Annotated in this window: 15 protein-coding genes; 11 read left to right on the forward strand and 4 right to left on the reverse strand. The window is 41.7% G+C overall.

Features of this window, described 5'->3' with window-relative positions; all coding sequences use genetic code 11:
- The first annotated feature begins 52 nt into the window (after nt 1-52).
- Nucleotides 53-1,900, forward strand: coding sequence for a hybrid-cluster NAD(P)-dependent oxidoreductase (locus L8S15_RS13645; protein ID WP_210449928.1), 1,848 nt, complete (start codon nt 53-55; stop codon nt 1,898-1,900).
- Between the two features lie 123 nt (nt 1,901-2,023).
- Here the strand turns inward: L8S15_RS13645 and L8S15_RS13650 are convergent, their stop codons facing one another.
- Nucleotides 2,024-2,947 (reverse strand): LysR family transcriptional regulator, encoded by a 924-nt coding sequence (locus L8S15_RS13650; RefSeq protein ID WP_017057680.1) that lies wholly within the window; start codon nt 2,945-2,947, stop codon nt 2,024-2,026.
- A gap of 121 nt (nt 2,948-3,068) precedes the next feature.
- Here L8S15_RS13650 and L8S15_RS13655 point away from each other — a divergent pair, with 121 nt between their 5' ends.
- The 3 genes from L8S15_RS13655 to L8S15_RS13665 all read left to right on the forward strand — a co-directional run bounded on the left by L8S15_RS13655 (nt 3,069) and on the right by L8S15_RS13665 (nt 6,090).
- A complete protein-coding gene (locus tag L8S15_RS13655) occupies nt 3,069-3,818 on the forward strand; it encodes a 3-oxoacyl-ACP reductase family protein (RefSeq protein WP_280573601.1) in 750 nt (249 codons plus the stop codon).
- Nucleotides 3,819-4,177: 359 nt separating this feature from the next.
- Nucleotides 4,178-4,936: a TerC family protein gene (locus tag L8S15_RS13660; protein WP_016792126.1), complete on the forward strand. Its 759-nt coding sequence runs from the start codon at nt 4,178-4,180 to the stop codon at nt 4,934-4,936.
- A 386-nt stretch (nt 4,937-5,322) separates the two neighbouring features.
- Nucleotides 5,323-6,090 carry a DUF1883 domain-containing protein gene (locus tag L8S15_RS13665; protein ID WP_210499766.1) on the forward strand — a complete coding sequence of 256 codons (768 nt, stop codon included), beginning with the start codon at nt 5,323-5,325 and terminating at the stop codon, nt 6,088-6,090.
- 276 nt (nt 6,091-6,366) lie between these two features.
- Here the strand turns inward: L8S15_RS13665 and L8S15_RS13670 are convergent, their stop codons facing one another.
- The gene (locus tag L8S15_RS13670) at nt 6,367-7,347 is read right to left on the reverse strand and encodes a hypothetical protein (protein WP_016795515.1); all 981 of its coding nucleotides are present in this window, start codon (nt 7,345-7,347) and stop codon (nt 6,367-6,369) included.
- Between the two features lie 280 nt (nt 7,348-7,627).
- Between L8S15_RS13670 and L8S15_RS13675 the strand changes: the two genes are divergently transcribed.
- From L8S15_RS13675 to L8S15_RS13700, 6 genes are all read left to right on the forward strand, one after another.
- Nucleotides 7,628-8,224, forward strand: a complete 597-nt coding sequence (locus tag L8S15_RS13675) for a tyrosine-type recombinase/integrase (protein WP_016795514.1) — start codon at nt 7,628-7,630, stop codon at nt 8,222-8,224.
- A gap of 563 nt (nt 8,225-8,787) precedes the next feature.
- On the forward strand, nt 8,788-9,780 hold the full coding sequence (locus tag L8S15_RS13680; RefSeq protein WP_016795513.1) for a DNA-processing protein DprA: 993 nt from the start codon (nt 8,788-8,790) through the stop codon (nt 9,778-9,780).
- 9 nt (nt 9,781-9,789) lie between these two features.
- Nucleotides 9,790-11,037, forward strand: a complete 1,248-nt coding sequence (locus L8S15_RS13685; protein ID WP_016795512.1) for a hypothetical protein — start codon at nt 9,790-9,792, stop codon at nt 11,035-11,037.
- 538 nt (nt 11,038-11,575) lie between these two features.
- Nucleotides 11,576-15,133 (forward strand): hypothetical protein, encoded by a 3,558-nt coding sequence (locus L8S15_RS13690; protein ID WP_210499765.1) that lies wholly within the window; start codon nt 11,576-11,578, stop codon nt 15,131-15,133.
- A gap of 437 nt (nt 15,134-15,570) precedes the next feature.
- Nucleotides 15,571-16,620 (forward strand): DUF2971 domain-containing protein, encoded by a 1,050-nt coding sequence (locus tag L8S15_RS13695; RefSeq protein WP_280573621.1) that lies wholly within the window; start codon nt 15,571-15,573, stop codon nt 16,618-16,620.
- Between the two features lie 42 nt (nt 16,621-16,662).
- Nucleotides 16,663-17,670 (forward strand): PIN domain-containing protein, encoded by a 1,008-nt coding sequence (locus tag L8S15_RS13700; RefSeq protein ID WP_102308718.1) that lies wholly within the window; start codon nt 16,663-16,665, stop codon nt 17,668-17,670.
- Between the two features lie 253 nt (nt 17,671-17,923).
- Here the strand turns inward: L8S15_RS13700 and L8S15_RS13705 are convergent, their stop codons facing one another.
- The gene (locus tag L8S15_RS13705; RefSeq protein WP_016789011.1) at nt 17,924-18,886 is read right to left on the reverse strand and encodes a hypothetical protein; all 963 of its coding nucleotides are present in this window, start codon (nt 18,884-18,886) and stop codon (nt 17,924-17,926) included.
- 101 nt (nt 18,887-18,987) lie between these two features.
- Nucleotides 18,988-20,304 carry a hypothetical protein gene (locus tag L8S15_RS13710; RefSeq protein ID WP_280573630.1) on the reverse strand — a complete coding sequence of 439 codons (1,317 nt, stop codon included), beginning with the start codon at nt 20,302-20,304 and terminating at the stop codon, nt 18,988-18,990.
- A gap of 660 nt (nt 20,305-20,964) precedes the next feature.
- On the opposite strand from L8S15_RS13710, the gene def reads away from it, so the two are divergent.
- Nucleotides 20,965-21,468, forward strand: coding sequence for a peptide deformylase (def, locus tag L8S15_RS13715; protein ID WP_280573633.1), 504 nt, complete (start codon nt 20,965-20,967; stop codon nt 21,466-21,468).
- Nucleotides 21,469-21,698 lie beyond the last annotated feature (230 nt).

A 21,698-nucleotide genomic window follows, 5' to 3' on the forward strand; every position in this document is an offset into this window, starting at 1 on the left:
AAAACCGTTCCTTGCGGTTCAATAAATCAGCACAATAATAAAGGGTAACATTGTGGTAAATCCTACCGTACTTTCCCAAATTAATATCTATCCAGTCAAATCCATTGGCGGGCTTTCTCTCTCTTCTTCATGGCTCGAAAAGCAAGGCCTTGTTTTTGATCGTCGCTTTATGTTGGCGTTAACTGGTGATGATGTCTCCGCTTCGGCTAAATACCCAACCATGGTGACGGCGCGTCAGTATCCAAATATGGTTCAAGTGAGTTCTAGTCTACTGCCAACCGGTATCATTTTTTCTTACCCCGGGATGGAACCACTAAAACTACACTATTCTAATTTTAAAATGCAGGCTACAGATACCAGTGTTTGGAGGGACCGCTTTTCAGCCTACACAACAACCGATGAAGCAAATGACTGGTTTAGCCAAGTGATAGGGAAGCGAGTTGAGTTACTGTTTACTGGCGAGCAATCTAACCGCATGAGAGAAAACCTTGGTCATAATGTGAGCTTTGCCGACGGTTTTCCTATCTTGCTGATTAGCTCTGGCTCATTAGCGGAGCTGAATAGACGCAGCAGCGAAGTCCACACCATGGAACAGTTTCGTACTAACCTCGTGGTGCAATCAAACGAACCTTTTATCGAAGACTCATGGAAGCGTATCAAGATAGGTGACGTTGAATTTGAAATTGTAGAGCCGTGTGAGCGGTGCATTTTAACGACACTTGATCTGGAAAATGGAGAATTTAGGGCCAGTAAAGAGCCATTGACGAGCTTTTCACGCTTTAGAGCCAACGAGCAAGGCAAAATATTTTTCGGGCAAAACCTTGTAGCGAAAAACGAAGGTGTTATCTCCATCAATGATGCTATCGAAGTGCTTGAGTATAAATCCAAGGAGTTTTATGAAGATCTCGACGCCAAAAAACAAGAGTTGATTTGTGTTGAAAGAGAACCTACAGCAAGAAACTTCGAGACATTTTGGTTTGAGCCTAAAAACGGCATGCTGCCTGGGTATAAAGCGGGACAACACCTCCCTATTGAGATCACGGTCAATGGCAAACTGACCAAACGAATGTATACGCTGTCATCTAGCCCCTCTCGGCCAGAACGTTTGTCGATTTCAGTGAAACGAGTCCATGGTGGTGAAGTTTCCAACTGGTTGTTCAACCACTTACAAGTTGGCCATACCATTATTGCGGATCAACCCAAAGGCACTTTTCATATTACTAAAGAATCGAATGAGCCGCTGTTGCTGCTTTCTGCCGGTAGCGGTGTGACGCCCATGATCGCTATGCTTCGGTATTTGACAGACCAACGAGACACGCGTGATATTGCGTTTTATCATCAATGTTTGACGAAAGCGGATATTCCATTCATGGAAGAGCTCCTTATGCTAGAAAAACAACACGCCAATGTCACTGTGACTCTAGCCCTTAGCGAGCCATCAACTGATTGGCTAGGCGAAAAGGGGCATTTTAGTCGTACTCATTTAAATCAAATTTCAGAGTTTCACAAACGTCAAGTTTTTGTATGTGGTCCTAGTGGTTTCATGGAGAGTGTAAAGCGCTTGATGATAGAGAGTGGGCTGCCCGAAGAACAGTACCATCAAGAGACATTTGGCGTTGCAAGAGTGGCGGACGGGAGCGAGAAAAGGGTTCAAATCAACCTTGATGGTGTCGTGTTTGAAGGAAGCAACCAGCGCACCGTTCTGGAGCAAGCTGAATCAGCAGGGCTTTCTATTTCGAATAACTGCAGAGCTGGTTTCTGCGGCGCCTGCAAAGTCACTGTGAAATCAGGAGAGGTTTACCAGCCCGATGCCCCAGGAATTGAAGACAGTGATAAGGCGAAAGGAATGGCCCTAGCTTGCTGCGCGATACCTAAGACAAATGTAAATATTGTTAGCTAGTATGTAGGTTTTATGATGATTGAGGCCACTATCAAACTTTGATAGTGACCTCAATATCGTTGGATTATCTAAAACACAATAACACCCAAATGACCTGCAATGTCGTGCTTCGATTAGTCAACATTACAAAGAAGCCTCAAAAATATCCGGATGACGGCTCGATAATGCAATGATTTCATCTATGATGACTCTTATTTTAGGCAGAATGTAAGGTGTTTTTAGCCAAACAATACTGATGGGTGCTCCTTCGCCATTGAATTTCTCTAATACAGGGCATAATTGCCCATCATCAAGGTATTGCTTCACTAACCATACTGGTAGTTGAGCTAAACCTGCACCAGATAAAGTCGATTGCAAAATACCTTCACAGTCAGCTATCTCATGACGTGCTGAAATATCAACAGATTCGGTTGCCCCTTTAGCATTTTTCAGCAGCCAACTATGCCTTTGTCCTATAGGCCAACCGACGATGCAATCATGTTGAGCAATATCTTCTTTTTTGGTAATAGGTGCTCGCGTTGCTAAATAAGAGGGAGAGGCACATATCACCCTTTTTTGCTCCCCTATTTTACGTGCAACAATATCGCCCGAGTTTTCTAAGTGCCCAACGCGGATCGCAAGATCAATCCCGTCACTGACTAAATCCGTAGGACGGTCATTAAAGGTAATAGATAGATCTAATTGCTCGAACTTGGACGTTAATTCTAGCAACTTGGGTAGGATTGCTCTTCTACCGAGAACTGCGGGTAAATCTATACGCACACGCCCTGATGGCAATAACTGTTGATTGCTTAAGCGCTTCTCTGCTTCCTCTAAAATGGTCATCGCTTTAAGGCAGTCGGCTAAATAGGAATCCCCATCATTGGTTAACGCGATGCGTCGAGTTGTTCGATGAAGGAGTTTGGTGCCTAGCTGTTTTTCTAGTCGAGCAACGCTTTTACTTAAAGCTGAACCGGTCATTCCAAGAGCTTGAGCCGCAAGGGTAAAACTCCCCAACTGCGCAACGGTGACAAAGTGACGAACTTCCACAAACTGGCTTTTTAACATCAATTGATTCCCCTAAGGACTTTATGTTCGTCATTATATGGACTTAATAAGCGAATGTGAATCGATTATTCTGTGTACATCAACGAGATGATTACATCGATTTTCAATTAAGGTAAACATGATGAATAACTTCAATAGATTCAAAGGTAAGGTCGCTTTTATCCAAGGTGGCAGTCGCGGTATTGGTGCCGCAATTGTTGAGAGATTGGCATTGGAGGGAGCGTCCGTAGCTTTTACATTTGTGTCATCCCACGAAAAAGCTAAAGCGCTTGCTGAGAACTTAACTTCACAAGGTAGCAAAGTCATCGCAATAAAGGCGGATAGCACTAAGCCTGAAGATATCAAAAATGCAATCAGCGAAACCATAGAACAACTTGGTCAAATTGATATTGTCGTAAACAACTCAGGTACGCTGATCTGGGACAGTATTGAAAATTTGACGATGGATGATTGGGACAAGACCATCAATACCAACGTACGAAGTGTGTTTGTGTCTATTCATGAAGCCGCGAAGCATATGAATAATAACGGCAGAATAATCAATATCAGTAGTACGAACGCTCAGCGCATTCCTTTTGCTGGCGGTTCTATATATGGAATGAGCAAGTCTGCACTAACCGGATTGGCCAAAGGTCTCTCTCGCGATCTAGGCCCTAGAGGTATTACAGTCAACAACATTTTACCTGGTCCGGTAGATACCGACTTAAACCCAGACAATGGCGATACTTCAGAGCCTGTAAAAGCTATCGGTGCACTTGGTCGTTATGGTCAAGTTGAGGAGATTGCTAGCTTAGTAGCATTCGTCGCTAGCTCAGAAGCGGGTTACATCACTGGTGCTGATTTGATGATCGACGGTGGCTTTTCCGCTTAATCAAAATATGCAGTCAAGTAACTCGTGATTTATCAATCTAACTTCAAGCAATCATCGATACATGATTAGTAAAGAGAAGTACAATGGTTGGCCTATTTCACAGGTCAATCATTTAGACCCCCTTGGCTTTGATCAGTTTTGCATACTTGCCAACGACATCCAGTCACTACCACATAAACATCCGATGTTAAATATTGAGTTCAACAATAAAATAGATAACACATTAAAAACTAGCGTTATTAAATTGAATTCTGACTCTTAATCCAACATTTCTAAACAAAGAGGTAAATTACTTCTATGGACGACCCCGTTAGGTGCCGCTTTATCCCATTGTCTTCTTGTATTAAGGAGATAAGCACATGCTAGAGCTCTTTCTACAACCCGAAATCTGGGTAGTATTTGCAACTTTATTGATTCTTGAAATTGTTTTGGGTGTCGATAATGTCGTCTTCATTTCTGTTCTATGTGAGCGGCTTCCCGAACAGCAACGCAAAGTTGCACGTAATTTAGGTATTGGTCTGGCGGTGTTAACGCGAATAGGTCTTGTACTTTCTATTTCGTGGGTGATGTCTCTGACTAATCCTTTGCTGAGCTTCGCCCATACAACGTTCACCGGGCGAGATATTATTATGATATTGGGTGGTGGTTTTTTGTTAGCTAAAAGTGCGAAAGAACTTTGGTCATGGTTAAGACATACACCATCGTCATATTCGACTCAAGCTAGGACTGGACTAGCCATCGTACTTCTCCAGATTGTAGCGGTAGATGCCGTTTTTTCAATGGATTCAGTTATAACCGCTGTCGGCTTAACATCTGAAGTGCCCGTTATGATAGCCGCTATTTTGACATCCGCGATTTTTATGATTTTAACAGCGGAAAAAATTAACAACTTGGTTATTCGTTACCCAGGATTTAAAACGCTGGCTTTACTGTTTTTGGTTTTATTAGGAGGGTTGTTGATGGCGGAAGGGCTAGCCATTCATATCAATAAAGGCTATGTGTACTTTGCTATGGTTTTCGGACTAACGCTTGAGTTATGTCATATACAAATAAAAAACAAACATAAGCGAACCTTAACCATCCAGCGAATTAAAGCATATCAGTCCAAAGCGAGCTGAGTTACATTCTAATGAGACACGTCTCCATTATAAGGAGACTGTCAGCTCTGCTAATTCGGAATGTGCAAACCTATTCGACACAGTCAGCACTAGACAAAGCTGCTTTCTATAAATAAGGGTTATTCATTAATTGCTAATTTAGGAAGGCCGATAACTCAGAAATGCCCCATTATGAGCCAGAGCCGATACTCATTCACAACCTGTTAATGTTATTTTGCCATACTAAAAGTTATCCGAATTCAACACGCCCATAAATTACCTCTCACAGAACAGTGCAATATTTCAGCACGCATTCTAACTTGTTGATATTATGCTTAAAGTAAAGATTGCATCATACATCTGTGGAATACGGCTTAGTAAGGCTCAATGTATAAATAAGGATACCAATGAATTTTTTACAGTTCGACCTAGGAAACCTCAAACGGGGTGAGATTGTTGAGGTGACACTAACAAGTGGTGCCAATGTAAGGTTAATGACTAGTTCAGAGTTTAATAATTACAAAAGCGGAAGAAAGCATAGGTTTATTGGCGGGCTAGCTAAGCGATCACCTGTAAACCTTCAAGTTACAAGTTCAGGTCGATGGTACGTTGCTGTAGATATGCAAGGACTTCGAGGCTCAACAAAAGCATCCGTGAGAACACTTCCAGGAATGTTACCTGAAATACAAGAACGACCATTATCAGAAGTTCCTAGTCTAGTTAGGGATAATGTTCCTCCTTCTCTTGAGTCTGGTGGTGAAACTCACGATGTATTCATATCTCATGCATCCGAAGATAAAGATGATTTAGTTCGCCCTTTGGCAAACGCTTTAATTGCCAAGGGTCTAAATGTTTGGTTTGATGAAATGACACTTAGGATTGGTGATAGTCTAAGACAGAAAATTGATAAAGGGTTAGCTAATAGCCGTGTAGGTTTAGTGGTTTTATCTCCATCCTTTATTAAAAAAGGTTGGACTAACTACGAACTCGATGGGATTGTCACAAGAACAGTATCAGGCGAACAGGTTCTTCTGCCTATTTGGCACACTATCACCAAACAGCAAGTTGTCGATTTTAGTCCATCTTTAGCTGACAAAGTCGCTCGTAGCACTGCAACTCATACAATTGATGAAATCGCTCAAGAGATATATGAGCTACTCGAGTCTAAAGCGTAACAAAGCAGGAAGAAATCGAGCCTTAAACGTTCTATCATATGATAATAAAAGCTATGTTTCATCAGTGTAGTGGATGCATAAGTTTGGCCTCTAGGTTAGAGGGTTTACGATACCCAAAATAATCCGTTAAATACTAATTTAGCAATGCCGCTGACAAACTTTTGCCCCATTATGAGTCAGGAAAGGAAAGATGTAGCAGAATCAACGAATGAAAAAAGTAAGCAGCTATGCCTGATCAATTTTGACATAACTGCTTTTAGAGGCTAGAGACGAAAGCTATTTCACTTCGTATCTTAGTAGAACTTCATTATCCAAAACAACATTTGTTGACCAGATGAAGCTTGCTCCAACACCGCCGAATTTATCAATAAAATTCATGTAAGATTTTTTATTATTTACACCAATTTCATCTTCTGAATACTCAGTAGCTTGAGGCCATGAAGCTGCATCGAAGTCTTTTGCCATCCAGCCACTTGGAGTTTCCCAATGAGCTGCATAAGCATTTTCACCGTTATCAGTGCCTTCAGTTGTGCAACTCTCCGATAAGCGCTTACTATCAACTTCACTTAAGCAGCTAAGATCATAGATTGGCGCAGTATAGAATGTCTGTGCTTGCCAGTCTGAACCCGTCACAGTGCCGTCACTAAAGCTTGCGATAAAGCCGCCATCACCTGGATGGAAAGCCTTGCCACGATTATCTTCTGTACCTAAACCTAAGCTTTCTTCCCAATCGATTACTTTTACAGCAATTGTGTATGGCTTATTTACTTTGAACTTGACGATACTAGAGTTAAAGGGTGTGAAAGGTACCGTGTCTACTGCAACAAGCTGACCATTAATATATAACTCGAAATAGTTGTCAGCAAAGATGTAACCTGTGATCTCTTCACCGTCTGAGTCAATAACAGCCACAGGGACAGACTCTTCATCCACATCAGCTATGCTATCAGGTGTGATATTGGCGCACTCTTCATAAAGATCGACAGCTTTTGGTGCAGTTGTGAAATGGTTTTGAGCAGGAACTGTCCATACTTTCCCGTCAGCATCAACAATCTGACCGATACCTGCCACACGACTTCGACCATTTGCACACTCAAAAAGATTCGTATCTACTGTTTTTGCAAGACCTTGAGTAATGCTAGCTGAACCCTTGTAATCATTGATGTTTCCACTAACTGTTAGGTCTGAGGATGGAGAACAACCAGTCAAAAGCAGGGCGATAGATAAAAGAGCGAATACTTGATTGTTTATAATCATCAATAGAGATCCAGTGGTAAGTATGAAACTTGAGTATAGTTTTTAGTCTCAGCAAATCAATATGTTGAGCTAGTTGAATAATTGGCGCATATACTAAGTCATGTAATGTAAATCAGCGTAAACGATGTGTAATTATCAGTAAATGAACCCTTACTTTGAACTTTCACCAATCGCCTCTTTGTAACTCAGAATTGTCCACCGACGTTTCAGATCTTCCTAAACCCTACGAAATGTGACTGCCAAACTTCATGTTGACCAAAAACACTGAGAGGAGGTCATCATGAGAAAGTTATCTTCTGGAAAATGCAGTGGCATCAAAAGGCCATTTAAGCTTGAAGAAACCTGGCGGATCAGAACTAAGCTGGAGATTGAAAATGATCTGATGCAGCTCGCACTACTGAACCTAGCTATAGATAGCAAGTTAAGAGCGAGTGATTTGCTAAAGCTACACGTTTACGATGTTTCTTCGCAAGGAGTTATCTATGAAAGGGTTCAGTGCATCCAGCAAAAAACTGGAACCGATGTCCACTATGAGATTACTCCGAGGACACAGCAAAGTATTAGCCGATGGATTTTTGCAGCATCCCTAGAGGCAAGCAGTTTTCTATTCCCGAGTAGCCGACGCTTTGGGCAACCTATCAGCTACTCATTCTATCGTTCAATTATCAGGGTTTGGGCTGCAAAACTGGGACTGAATGCTGACTATTACGGCACTCATTCCATGCGCCGCACCAAAGCCACTTTAATCTATGCCAGAACGAAAAATATCAGGGCCGTACAGATTTTACTTGGACATTCGAAGCTAGATAACACAATTCGATACCTTGGCGTTGAGCTAGAAGACGCTCTGAGGTTGTCTGAGAAAACAGACTGCTGACAGGAGCTGAAACAGGCTTTTCTTCTGAAAAGCCTGTGCCCCAAGGCATGTTTAGAACGCAAGAGACCATCATGAGATTTATTTGTGAAACAAGCTGTTTCCCAATTGCCCAACAGGCTGTTGGACAAACTCTCGGACTCAATTGTGCAAGAGGTCCTTGCACAATTGCGAAACAACCTGTTTCGTGAATTATTTCTGCCCCAAGACGTGTTTACTCTGGTAACAGTTTAGGCGTGAATGAGGAGGATACTCTAACGTTAAGACAGCACCTATTCCCGGCAACAAATCACCACCTCACTCTACTTGTCACTTAAGCCAAACCCAGCTACTCATCCGCACTCATGTCGAACTAATATATCACGTACACGAAACGCCTACCTGTAAAATTATTTCTCTAGAACAAAATGTTCATGCTTTTGTCGGTTGGCCACTTGCTATATGCAATATAAATCAGGAAGATGGAAGCAATAAGAGCGATTTGTCTTCGGCATTCAATCCAGCTTTAAACCCACCGCTCTCAGTACGAAAATCGGGCGCAGCCCAGCTATAGCAAGGTATTTGAAATGGAAAATGAGCAGGATTACTGGAAAGCTGAAACCGTTGCGTTTCTAGCGTTACAGTCTATACACGGCATCGGCTTTAGAACCTTGTATAAAATCGCGGCTCAAAAAATCAGCTTTAGAAAACTGATTAAAACAGACGACGTTGAGCACTTCGAAAAGATGCTTCACAAGAAGCTAGATGACTCTATTAAAGAGTCAGACGAATCGTGGATGCAGTTCAAGCTTGACTTGTGGAATAAGGGGCTTGAGCTTGCACGTGATTTCACCAAAAAGAACGTTCGTATTTTCTTCCATGACCAAGACACCTTTCCGCAGCAGTTGAAGAACACACCTGAGCCGCCGATGTGGTTATTCGTTGAGGGTAACTACCGAACGCTTCACCAGCCGTCTATTGCGATAGTTGGCAGTAGAAAATCTACCGAAGACGGACTCTGGCTAACGAAATATATTGTTTCAGCTATGGCTAATCAAGGACTTGCATCAGTAAGTGGCCTTGCTGACGGTATTGACCAGAAAGCTCACGTTGAATCAATGCGTTTTGGTGTGCCGACGATTGCTGTTCTCGGTACTGGTATTGATAGCAACTACCCTCGTGGTTCTGAACACTTACGAGCTGAAATAGTGGCTAATGGTGGTGCGATTGTTACTGAGTATTTGATAGGTCAAAGCTACAGCGCACATAACTTTGTGCGCCGCAATCGCATTCAAGCAAGCCTTGCTCAAGTTACAGTGCCCGTCGAGTGGAAGATTAAGAGTGGTACGGCTCATACAGTGAACTTCACAAAAGACTACGGTCGATTCCTAGTAATGCCGTATCTCTATCAATCAGATTTAGAAAATGCAGAAATAAAAGCGGTCAGTGCATATAAACGCGGGCAAGTATTCAGCGTCCCTGACCAATCCAGTGATTTAATCGAGTTTTTAAAACAACCTGAAGAAAGCGAACCGTCACCAGCACAAGGCGAACAAGGTCAACTTTCAATGGATTTGTAAGGAGTTTGCATGGCTGCTAAACAGCTAAAAGGTGTGATTCTCAGCGTAGAAGATACGCTTATTAACACCGACGGTAAGATTAAAACAGACGTGTTCGCTGAGGTAGAGAAATTAATGGCTTTCTTTACACTTCGTGGGGTTAAGCCTGTGTTACTTGCTAACCGAGCTTGGACACTTACGGATAACGACGGCAACAAAAAAGACCTTTACGACGAGTTCGAGAAGCATTTTAAAGACCTAGCAATCTTTACTCGACAGCGTGACTCCAAGATTCCGCCTAAGCCACGCGCAGCAGCAACTCAGTACGTTCTTGATGAAATGAAGTGGGAATCTAACGAAGTTATCTATATCGGCAGTAGCGACGATGATATGCGCACTGCTGTAAATGGCAAGATTCTGTTCTTGCGTGCGACTTGGTACAGTAATAATACTGACTACGGCTTCGAGTTTAGCGAACCGAAAGAACTTGCTCGCTTCATTGATACGCTTTGTCTACGTGAGCACTTCTGGAGTCATGAGGTCAAAGACGGTGACTTTGAGTACTACGCGTTAGCTCCGTTCAGTACGTACAAGCCAGAGTTCAGAAAGTACTCTGAAAATGGACGTGCAGCAGCTAAGTTCGGTCAAGGTGATGTTGACTTCTGGCTAGGCGCGCTAGTTAGTAGTATGTACTTTACTGGCATTCATCAGCGTATTGATTTCATTGCTGCCTACCCTAGCCATAAAGCAGGAGTTGGCAACGACAAGATGAACGATGATCTTATGACTTTCGGCAAATGCTTCAACAAGGGCTATTTGCATGATTTGATTGAGCGTCACACGACAGCGACCAAATCCCAGAATGCGCGTAATGCTGGCATTGTGATTGACCACCATAATCAGCTCAACACTATTAAGCTGAACAAGCTACCAACAAAGAACTACAAAAACCCTTACGTAAATGCTCCACTAAAGCGCAATAAAACAGTTTTGCTAGTTGACGATATCTGCACAAAAGGCTGGTCACTTGAAGCTGCTCGTAAGTACGTCGAACGCACTGGCGCTAAAACAATCATGGTTACATGGCTAAAGACCATCAATACTGATATTCAATCAATCGGTGTTACTCCAGTATTTGACCCTTATCAAGCAACGACATTTACCAAAATTCCATCAGGAAAAACGTACGGCTATCACGCATATCACGTAGACGGTGCTGCTTCAGAGGAGCTTGCCGAACAGCTACAGCAATACATTGATTGGAATTGGCCTGTTTAATACCATTGATAATAAAGCCCTAGCCATACGTTAGGGCTTTTCTTTATCACCTAGCCTTTAGCGTAATATCTCTATCATTTGAGTTGCTGACCTAGTTATGTGATAGAAAATAATAATGCAGATACTCGTTGCTTAAGAGCACCGACTAACAGCCAAGACACAACTCGTGCTAAAGAGCCTATGACTGACTTTTTGAAAAACATAAAACACTCTGTTTTAGGTTGGTTCATCGAAAATTAGATAGGTGCAAGGTTGTATATTAATGAGCTTGCGCGTCTATTGGATGAAGCTAACAAGGGATGTGTTCTATTCATTGAGCAAGTAGGCCGCCTAACTCGTTTGACAGCAGAAGACTGGAAACGACTAAGGCGAATCATCGAAGATAAGCAAGTGCATATCGCTTCGATGGATTTGCCCCAAACTGTTTTAGCTAGAATTTTTACAATAATTACTTGCGGTTACATTGCTTTAGCTTTTTTATTGTTAGTAAACTGCCTACCAGAGTGAGGGGACATCGGAAAAGAGGGAATAAATAATAATGGCACAAGACGGGAAACAGCTTAGTAACCCTTTTTCAACTGGTAGTGGTGGTTCAAGGTTTGAGGCTAATATTCAGGCCACATTTGTCACCTTAATGTTAAGTGGTGGCTATGCACCTTGCTTACCCGCATGGCCAATTGTCGAGATTAAATTACAAGGTGCAGTTTCAGGATATGGTACGGATGACCTGATTGTGTTTGTTGAGAATCCAGCAAATAACGAACGACGTCGATTACTCGGGCAAGTTAAAAATTCTATTGCGATCACCGCTAAAAGTTCGCTTTTTGCCGAAGTTGTTCAGGCTGCATGGAATGACTTCAACACCACAGATGTCTTTACTAAAGGAAAAGATATCATCGCGTTGATCACTGGGCCGATTAATGCAACTGACACTGATGGAGTAAATGGCCTATTGGAACAGGCTCGCCACACCCGTGATGCTGAGGAGTTTTTCACTCAAGTTGCCCGTGCTAATTTCTGCTCGGATACAGTTAGAGTTAAGCTTGAAGCTTTTAAAGTGCAGTTAAAGGCCGCCAATGGAGGGCGTGATGTTAACAACGCCGACTTATATGAATTTCTAAAGCACTTCCACTTGCTTGGCTACGATCTAGCCAAAAAGGGAAGTGTTGTTTCGTCTCTATTACAGTCGCACATTTCCCAGTTTAATAAAGACATACCAGATAAAATTTGGTATCAAATTCTCAGCGAAGTCCAAGATTTCAATCAGTATGCTGGAACAATCACAACTGAAACGCTATCTGAGGATTTGGTCGGTCATTTTAGAGAGCCTAAGATTAACCATATCCCGAAGAGCTTTACCAAGGAAGACGCTGTTGGTGAAGCTGAAGTAGCCGATGAACCTATTGTTACAGATTGGAATCAACATGCTTCAGCCTCTAAATTGGCTCTAGCAATGTTAATTGGTAGTTGGAATGAGTCTAACGAAGCTGACCTTGAAGTGGTCAGTCAGATGGTTGGTGAAAAGTATAGTGACTGGATAGTTGACTTGAGAGAAACATTACAGGTTCACGATACTCCTTTAACCTACAAAAATGGTCTGTGGAAATTCAAGGAGCGTTTACGGTCATGGCAAGACTTAGGCGGCAGGCTTTTCGATGACCATTTGGATACTTTGAAAAGTACGGCATTAGAAGTCCTTTGTGTCAATGATCCAGCGTTTGAATTACCTGGTGATGAGCGATATGCGGCTGCCATTCACGGTAAGGTGCTTCCATACTCTAGCAATTTACGTGAGGGGTTAGTTGAAACATTAGCACTAATTGGTAATCAACACGCTTCACTCGCAAATTGCAGCCTAGGTAAGGCTGACAGTATCGCCGTATTATCTATCCGTGAACTCTTTGAAAATAGTGATTGGCTGCGGTGGGGGAGCCTCAACAGCTTGCTTCCTACTCTTTCTGAAGCTGATCCAGGTGAATTTCTTTCCGCTGTAGAGAATGCTATAGCCATCTGCCCCTCTCCACTAGAGGCTTTATTCGAGCAAGAAGACGCAGGCGTTTTCGGTAGAAATTATATAACTGGCTTGTTATGGGCACTTGAAGGTATTGCTTGGGATGAAGTTTATCTTAGTCGAGCAGCAGTTGTTCTAGCGGAGATAGCGTCACATGATCCAGGAGGTAATTGGGCAAATAGGCCGGGAAATTCCTTAACGGATATTTTTCTACCATGGATGCCTCATACACTAGCTTCAATTGAGAAGCGACAGGTCGCTTTGAGAACAATATGTGCCGAACAGCCGGAAGTCGCATGGAAGCTGTTAGAAAGTTTGTTGCCTAACCAACACTCCACAACCTCGGGAACCCACAAACCTGTTTGGAGAAATATATTTCCTGAAGGTTGGGAGAAAGGGGTTACAAACGGTGAGTATTGGGAACAATCTCGATTCTGCGCAGAGCTTATAGTCGAGCAAGCAGAGTTCGATATTGAAAAGCTCGCATTACTGGCTGGAAACTATGACCATCTGCCATCACCAGCATCGGAAGAGTTGAGAAACAGGTTGTTGTCGGACTCTTGTTTAAACTTGCTGGAACAGGAGCGGTTGCCTATCTGGAGCAGATTGCGCAAGTTAATTGCACGTCACCGTCGTTTCCCTGAGGCTGAATGGTCACTCGGGGATGAACATCTTTTACCATTGGAGGAGATTGCTACTAGGTTGGCACCAAATACTCCAAGTCTGTTACATAGGAGGTTGTTCTCTGAATCAGATTCCTACCTCTATGAAGGTGATGGTGATCGGCAAGAAGAGCAGGAGAAACTATTCCAAATTCGTAAGGTTGCTGTGGAGGATATTTTAGCTGAAGGTGGTATCGATAAAGTGCTAGAGTTTTCGTCAATGGTGAAAAATTCCTATCTAGTCGGGCAGGTGCTTGCGGATTTTAACAGGCCGGACTTTGATGCAAAGCTACTGCCGGACTGGCTCGATATGAAAGAGCAAAAGAAATGGTCCTTGGTCTCTTCATACGCATGGCGTCGTAGATTAATAGGTGACTGGCAATGGTTTGATGATATAGACAAGTCAGAATGGCCCCCCAAACAGATAGCCAACCTGCTCTGCGTTTTGCCCTTTAATCAGAACGCATGGGAAAGAGCTGCGCAGTTACTTGGCGAGAATGAGTACGAGTACTGGAGAAATACAGAGGCTAATACTTACCAGACTGAAGATGACACAGAGTATGCACTAGTAAAGCTTCTTGAACATGAACGACCAAGTGCTGTAATTAATGGACTGTCGAGAAATATATTTAATAACAAGGATGTAAACCTTGAACTAGCTTGTGAGGCGCTACTGGCGCTTTTGCAGTCAGAAGATGAGGCAGGAAGAGTCGATAGTTACTATATCACGCAAATTATTAAGTTCCTTCAACATAATAGCGAAACAGACGAAGATAAACTCTTTCAGGTTGAGTGGGCATTTGTTTCGTTGTTGGATCAGCATTCTGAAGGTTCGCCAGTGACCTTGGAAAACAGGTTAGCGTCCACTCCGGATTTCTTCTGTGAGCTGATTCAGCTCATATATCGATCTAAGGATATTGAGGCTGATACAGCAGAGCCAACCGAACAGAGTCGTAATATTGCCACTAATGCGTATCGTTTGCTCTCAGCATGGCGCACTGTTCCAGGTACTCAATCAAACGGGGAATTCAACCCAGAAGCATTCTCAGAATGGCTAACGACAATGGAGGAGATCGTAAAAGCATCTGGGCATTATGATGTCGCACTGATTCAGCTTGGTGATGTACTGGTCAATTCTCCTACCGGAGTCAATGGTTTATGGATACATCCAGTGATAGCGAATGCAATGAATAGTAGAGAGCGCTCTAGTCTCAGAGATGGTTATCGTACAGGAGTTTTCAATTCACGAGGGGTTCATACAGTTGATCCAGAAGCTAAGCCTGAAAGAGCGCTTGCAGACAAATACAGGCAACAAGCCGATGAAATTGAAAATGCTGGATACCAACGGTTAGCTTTAACATTAAGGGAATTAGCTGATAGTTATGATAGGGACGCTGAACGTATTGTCTCGCGTGGTGATTAGCCATATTGAGGGCCAGGATAACTGGCCACTGGAGGGGGCTGTGGATGAGGGAGTTTGGCCACTAGATTGGAGTTTTGTAATACCACTGGTAATCCGTTAAGTGCTAATTTAGCAAAGCCACTGACTCGGAACTGTCCAACAACGATTCTGGTGACATGAGGGAAGTTTGTGATCATCACTAGCAAGGTTTTGCCCCAAAATCATTTAGAGTAAATACTCATTTGTCACCTACTAGTGTGACTTTGCCTTATACGAGGTTATCTGAAGGTGTGTATTGGGTTTCTATTGCACTAAATAGCTTTACTGCATTCTAATACATGAATTTTTGATTCAAGTGATGAACCGATTGTAAATTGCAAGCATATGAAAGATAGCGCATTATGTGTGTAAGGTGGCTCAGCGCTACATAGGTAGGCTTACACGACTGGAGAGTATAAATGCTTGTAAAATATTACGGTTTGGATTTCGATGATAGAACTAATAGTTGGTCACCCAGAGTAGAATTTATATCAAACGGTTTATTTCGCATGACTCAGCCCAAGTACCTTAATGATAAAGGAAGTGAGGCGAGATTATGGCCATATTTTAATGAGTTTTCACCAGCGGATTATGCATGGGCAAAAAAAGAACATGATAAAATGCAAACCGATCCTTCCTATGTCCCATCAAATGAAGAACTAGAAAACCTCTTCCTAAAACCGTGTGGCTCTCGATATGGAGACCATTTCCCGCATATGCTAGCTCAAGAAGGCTTCAGCTCAATGGAAGATTATGATCGGGAGCAACTGACTCAAACGGCTGAAAGAGTTAACTCATTTTTAGTTGAGGCATTAAGCTGCCAGTTAGGGGTTTTATCCCTGTCGAAGTCTGACACAATTGAACTTATGTGGACACATTATGCTAGTGAGGGTAAGGGACTAGCTGTTACTTTCAATGAGAATCATGCGTTTTTCAACCAATTTCCCCCGAAAGATGTTAGTTATACTCCAGATAAAAGAGCCTCTCTTACATATTATAAAGGTATGATGAGAATGAATGGTGCTCCGTTAAAAAATTTCCATGTTGCGGATTTAGGTAATCCATTAGGAGTTATGCAATCTCTTAATGGCAATGGTATTGATGTAATTGAATTCTCGGAACGGCTGCTATATTCGAAAGCCAAACAATGGTCTTCTGAAAATGAAACTCGAATTGTATGCCCTCTTATGTTTTGTGAAAAGAAAAAAGGGCCATTAGTACAACCAGACTTTGGAGTTGAATTACCTGATGAACTCTCCCCTGTGCTTGAGAGCGGCCATAAAATCAACCTCAAACGAATACCATTTGAGGCATTTGAATCTATCATTTTTGGTTACAGTATGAGCGAATTTGACAAATCTACTATCACGGAACTGGTAAGGAAAAATGAAAACTTGTCTCATCTAAAGTTACGCGTAGCCAAACACAATATTTATGGAAACATTGAGATCAGTGATCTCGTTGTGTAACACGATACTTTATTAGCAAAAATTCATAATATTTGAGGTGCTATGTTTTATATTTTTCTTGATACCTGTGTTCTTCTAGACATTTCAACAAAAAAGCATGACCTTCCTTTGGTTTCTGCACTGGAAGAGTTGGTTACATCGGGTGTGATTACACTTGTGCTCACCGACCTAGTTGTCGAAGAGTACGAGAGGAACAAGGAAGATGTAGCAAACAAAACTGCCAAAAGGCTGTCCCAAGAATTTAAACAAGTCAAAGCAGTAGTAAGTGAATTTGCAGACGATAAACAAGCGGAAACAATAGACGTATTAAATGACATCAATGCGCGTTTGCCACTGTTAACTGATGCCAACTACGTGACCATTCACAGGGTTGAGAAGCTCATCGAATCAGCAAAAAAAATCAGTATTAGTGAACGATCTAAAGTAGCCGCAGTTCAGCGTGGCTTAGATAAAAGGGCACCATTTCACATTAGTAAAAACTCTGTAGCAGATGCGGTCATCATCGAACAATTTTATGAGTTCTCACAGAGTGTAGATAATGAGTCAGCTTGCTGTTTTTTCATAACCCACAATCACAATGACTTTTCTGCAAAAGATCACCGTCAACCACATTCTGATTTTGGTAATATTTTTAATGATACGAATGTTCTATATTTTAATAATCTAGCATCAGCAATTAATCAAATTGACGAGGATTTTTTAGATGGTATTGAATTTGAGTATGACTACACAGAGGAAACCAGAGGTCTAAGAGAAATCCTCGATGCGATGGACGAGCTAGTAGATAAAGTTTGGTATAACAGGCACCAGAATCGCATTTGGGGCATTGAAAATGGCGAAATCGAAGTTGTTCCTGAGGGTACTGAACGATATGGCAATAATGTCATTCACGAGGATATCCTTAAAGGTGCTATGAAGTCTGCAAAACGTGTTGAAGACTCCTATGACAATGTAGGGCCTTGGAGCGACTTTGAGTGGGGCATGATTAATGGAAAATTGTCAGCATTACGTTGGGTGTTAGGTGATGAATGGGATATGTTAGACAGCTAAGATGTATTAGCTCAATACCTAAGGTTTCAACATATATTTTCTCACCAAGGGGATCGTGTTAGGCATTCCTGTCCAGAGGTTTCATCGACCCGAAATTTTACTCGTGGCACTTTTCTTAAAAAGTGCCAGCTAGCTCAGATCTACCCCAAAACAAGCCAGACTAACAATCGTTTACATTCTGTGAATGTGCGTCTGTCCTACTTAAATTTATCTAAATAACCAAGTAAAACGTTATTTAATCGAATGCATCACTTTATCTCTTTTTAAGATATTTTGAGTTCGCTAGTTTATTTGGGATGCCATATGTGTGTTTCACATTAGTTCCCTTAAAAGTAAACCAAACTTTTTTCTCACCGTTGTCATAGACAGCAATAGACAGATTTGGATGACTGTTATTCTTGGAAGAATATGCTGAACACGTATGGCTTAGCATTAGATGTGCTGCTAGAGAAGGGTAATTCTCGAAAGCGTTTTCTAAATCACAGTGAAGTAACTCGAATTCGCATGTTCTTCTAAATTGGAAGAATCGATTGAGAAGCTCTGAAGTCGGTTTAATAGATAAAGGCTCTGCTATCAGCATAGAAAGCATTGAACATATGTATCTTTCTTCTGTACATAGGTAATTGCCATAAGTAGCAATTCCATGGTCTTGATAGAACGGAGATTTGGGCACTACATACTTCAGCCAACTTGATACTAGCAAGTATGAACATGCAAGCCAATTGGTAGACCAGTAACTCAGATTATATTGCTCTTTAAGTTCTTTAGGGACAGTTAAAAAATCCTCGACCTGTAAGTGATGATATGCCAGTTGCAGGTGGGTTCTGAAGGTCTCGTACTTAGCTTGCGCAAACAGTTTATGTTCTTGTTCAGTAATAGCGTTTTGACATAGCAATAAGTTTTTATGGCAGTTATCGATAAGAAAAAACCTAGTATCTGTGTCTACTTCTGAATCTGAAAGTTTAATTTTTAGATCATCGATTGAAGTGACATATGACTCTAGGGCGATGGAAGAGTTATGTTTTATTGTCTCTCTATGTCTGTCCCAGATGCTAAAACCAAGTGTTGCAATGGCTACCAACCCAACGAGAATGTTTGCAAAATCTCCAGTAGATATTTGGTTGTCATGCATGTTGGGATAACGATGGAGAGTAATCATGACCAGAACATAAATGATTACTCCTGACCAAGCTATGTTCTTAAAACTTATGTTCATTTATAGGTTCGCTAATGGTTGTAGTGGATGAGCGAATTTGGCAAAGTCACTGGAATGCTGACCTTTGCATAAGCTCGTAAAAGATCTCTGGATATGTGTGGCTAGTCTGTTTCGTATTGACCGTAGTTTGGCAACTTGAACATATCTCTTGTTTCAGCTCTTTCTTGCCATTTAAAGACACCTTTCCAATCGAAATGCTCTATTAGGTTTTTCGCCAATTTATCATGCTTCAAGAAATACAATGATTGAAGAATATTGCTGAAACAGTTTGTCTTTCTCAGCAAATTCATAAAATCTTCTTCAAAGTCCTTAGGCTGTTTATCTACTGACAATGAGGCTAAATGGTGAGCATACTTAGCTGTATATTGTTCAGAAAAACCAAAACTCTTTGCAAAGTAGAATAGAGCCTGAAACCCAGCTAACTTATCTTTTGTTATCCACTTAGAGGCATCTTCCAAAATATCTACTTTGATTTTGCTTGTTCTCTCAATGTAAGCAAACAAATCAATCGAAGCAGAGAAAGATATCGTTGCACCTGCCAAGGTCTTCCCCTTAGCATCCTCATGATATTGGTGCCAATAAGTCAAGAATGTAAACAACTCCTCTCGATTTATACCATGCAACTCAACATTTAGCCCTAACATGGGTGCTAGTTCGTAGTGACCTTTAATGATGTCGAGCGCATCACTAAGTGCTCTATTCGAGGACAGGCCGTAACTCCTTTTTAAGGCATCTTTTATATCCTTAAAATGTTCTTCTCGCCATTCACTATAATCTGGTAACTCACGTGCCAACTGAAATAACTGGACTCTTGATAACCTTGAGGTGAAAGAGCCTTGTTCATATTCCAATACTAAGAAATCATTCAAATCAAGCAAGGTATCAAGATGCGCTTCTAGGGCGTTAAAGCGCTCTTTTAACACTACGAAGTTGATGCACCCAACTTCAACGAGGTGCTTTTGACTTTCTGTACTTACTGGATAACGAAACGTTTGACCAGTCGCATCTATATCTGCGATATCAAGAATAGTTGGTTCTATGTTTTGGTTGATTGCCCGATAGCGCGAATCAAACTCCTCAGATTTAGTCTTGAAAAAGTCCCATATCCTACCAATATCGTGAGAGCCCGAAAGATCAAAATCGAGGTTTTTTCCCGCAATCTTCTCAAGTCTCTGCAACTCAGTTATTGCCCCTTTCAAACGAAGTTCTACCGAATGCCTCATGTTAAAGCAAACTGGGTAAATAAAATCGTCTACAGGGTACTTGATGTCGTCTTCGATAACTTGATCTATAAGGAGATTCGCTGCTTGCGAAAATCCCATAGCGTATTGAACATACGACGGATTACCGTTCTCCCCCACACATGCATTCGCCCACGATGGTTCTGCACATATAAAGGTTTGATTTTCTCTTTTCACTACTCTGCCCAATGAATAACAACATGATTGCATAATACTTATATAGGCTCTCTATAGTCAAAAAGGGCCAATAGAACAGTGCTGCAGAGTCACAATATTAAGTAGACTCAGCAAAAAACAACCACTAAAAGTCCTAAGCTAATAGCAATTCAAAATACGTTATCAACGGTGTGATTTTACATCATCAATAGTCATTCCCGTGAAGCATGGCTTCCTTGAACGCCTAGCATAAAGCTTCTCGCTGAACTCTCGGTATAGCTTGCTGCATTCCTGTTCGTGAAACAAATAAGGTCGCGTCTTGCTTTTTACCTGATGAGGTTTCCTATACTTTAAATAATCCATTTTCTGCTAAATTAGCTAAGTCACTGACACGTTTCTGTCCAGAGGCGTGCTGACAGGCGTGCTGACGGGGTATGAAACACGAAAATGCCCCATTGTAATCTAGACCTTTTACTCATTCACAACCTGTTCATGAGCTTTTCCTCTACGAAAGGTTATCTGAAGCAATGTGCTGTCAAAGTTATATGCAAAGGCTATTTACCCCCGTCATATCTGTTTGTATTGTTGAAGGTTAAAAAGAAAGAAGGCATTATTGGCCCATAAAATACGGACAGTCGACATATAGAAAGCGTTATGAGCTTCCAAGAATAGAAGGAAAATATGGCAGTTTTAGAAATTCTGACTGCACCAGATCCAAGGCTTAAGGTCAAAGCGGAAAAGGTGCAAGATCTCTCCACGGTACAAACATTAATAGACGACATGTTGGAAACGTTATATGCGACTGACCATGGTATTGGTTTGGCTTCAACTCAAGTTGGTCGTAAAGAGGCCGTTGTTATTATTGACCTTTCCGAAAGTCGAGATGAACCATTAGTTTTGGTTAACCCTGAAGTGGTTAGCGGCTCGGATAAAACATTGGGTCAAGAAGGTTGTTTATCAGTTCCTGAGTATTATGCCGACGTAGAGCGTTTTACTTCAGTTGTTGTGTCTGCTTTAGATCGCGAAGGTAAACCAATGACCATCGAAAGTGATGAGTTTCTAGCTATCGTAATGCAGCACGAAATAGATCATTTGTCGGGTAACCTGTTTATTGACTATCTTTCACCACTTAAGCGTCAAATGGCTATGAAAAAGGTTAAAAAGTACGTTAAAGCGCACTCTTAACTTCCGCCTATCAATATAGGTAATTACATCCTGTTGGCTGCGTGAGTAGCCAATGCTTTTCGAACAACAAAGTTATCTGCTTCGCTTTGTCATTTCGGTCATTAAACATTGCTTACGACAAACACATATAGAAGGTCTCTTATTGTGGTCTCTCCGCAGCCAACCACTATTGGCTAGGCCATTAGACATTTATCGGTTGATAATTACGGTACGACAGAATCGCTTGGTGA

It is taken from the genome of Vibrio sp. S/42/10 (assembly GCF_029890535.1).
In the GTDB taxonomy this organism is placed as follows: Bacteria; Pseudomonadota; Gammaproteobacteria; order Enterobacterales; family Vibrionaceae; genus Vibrio; species Vibrio cyclitrophicus.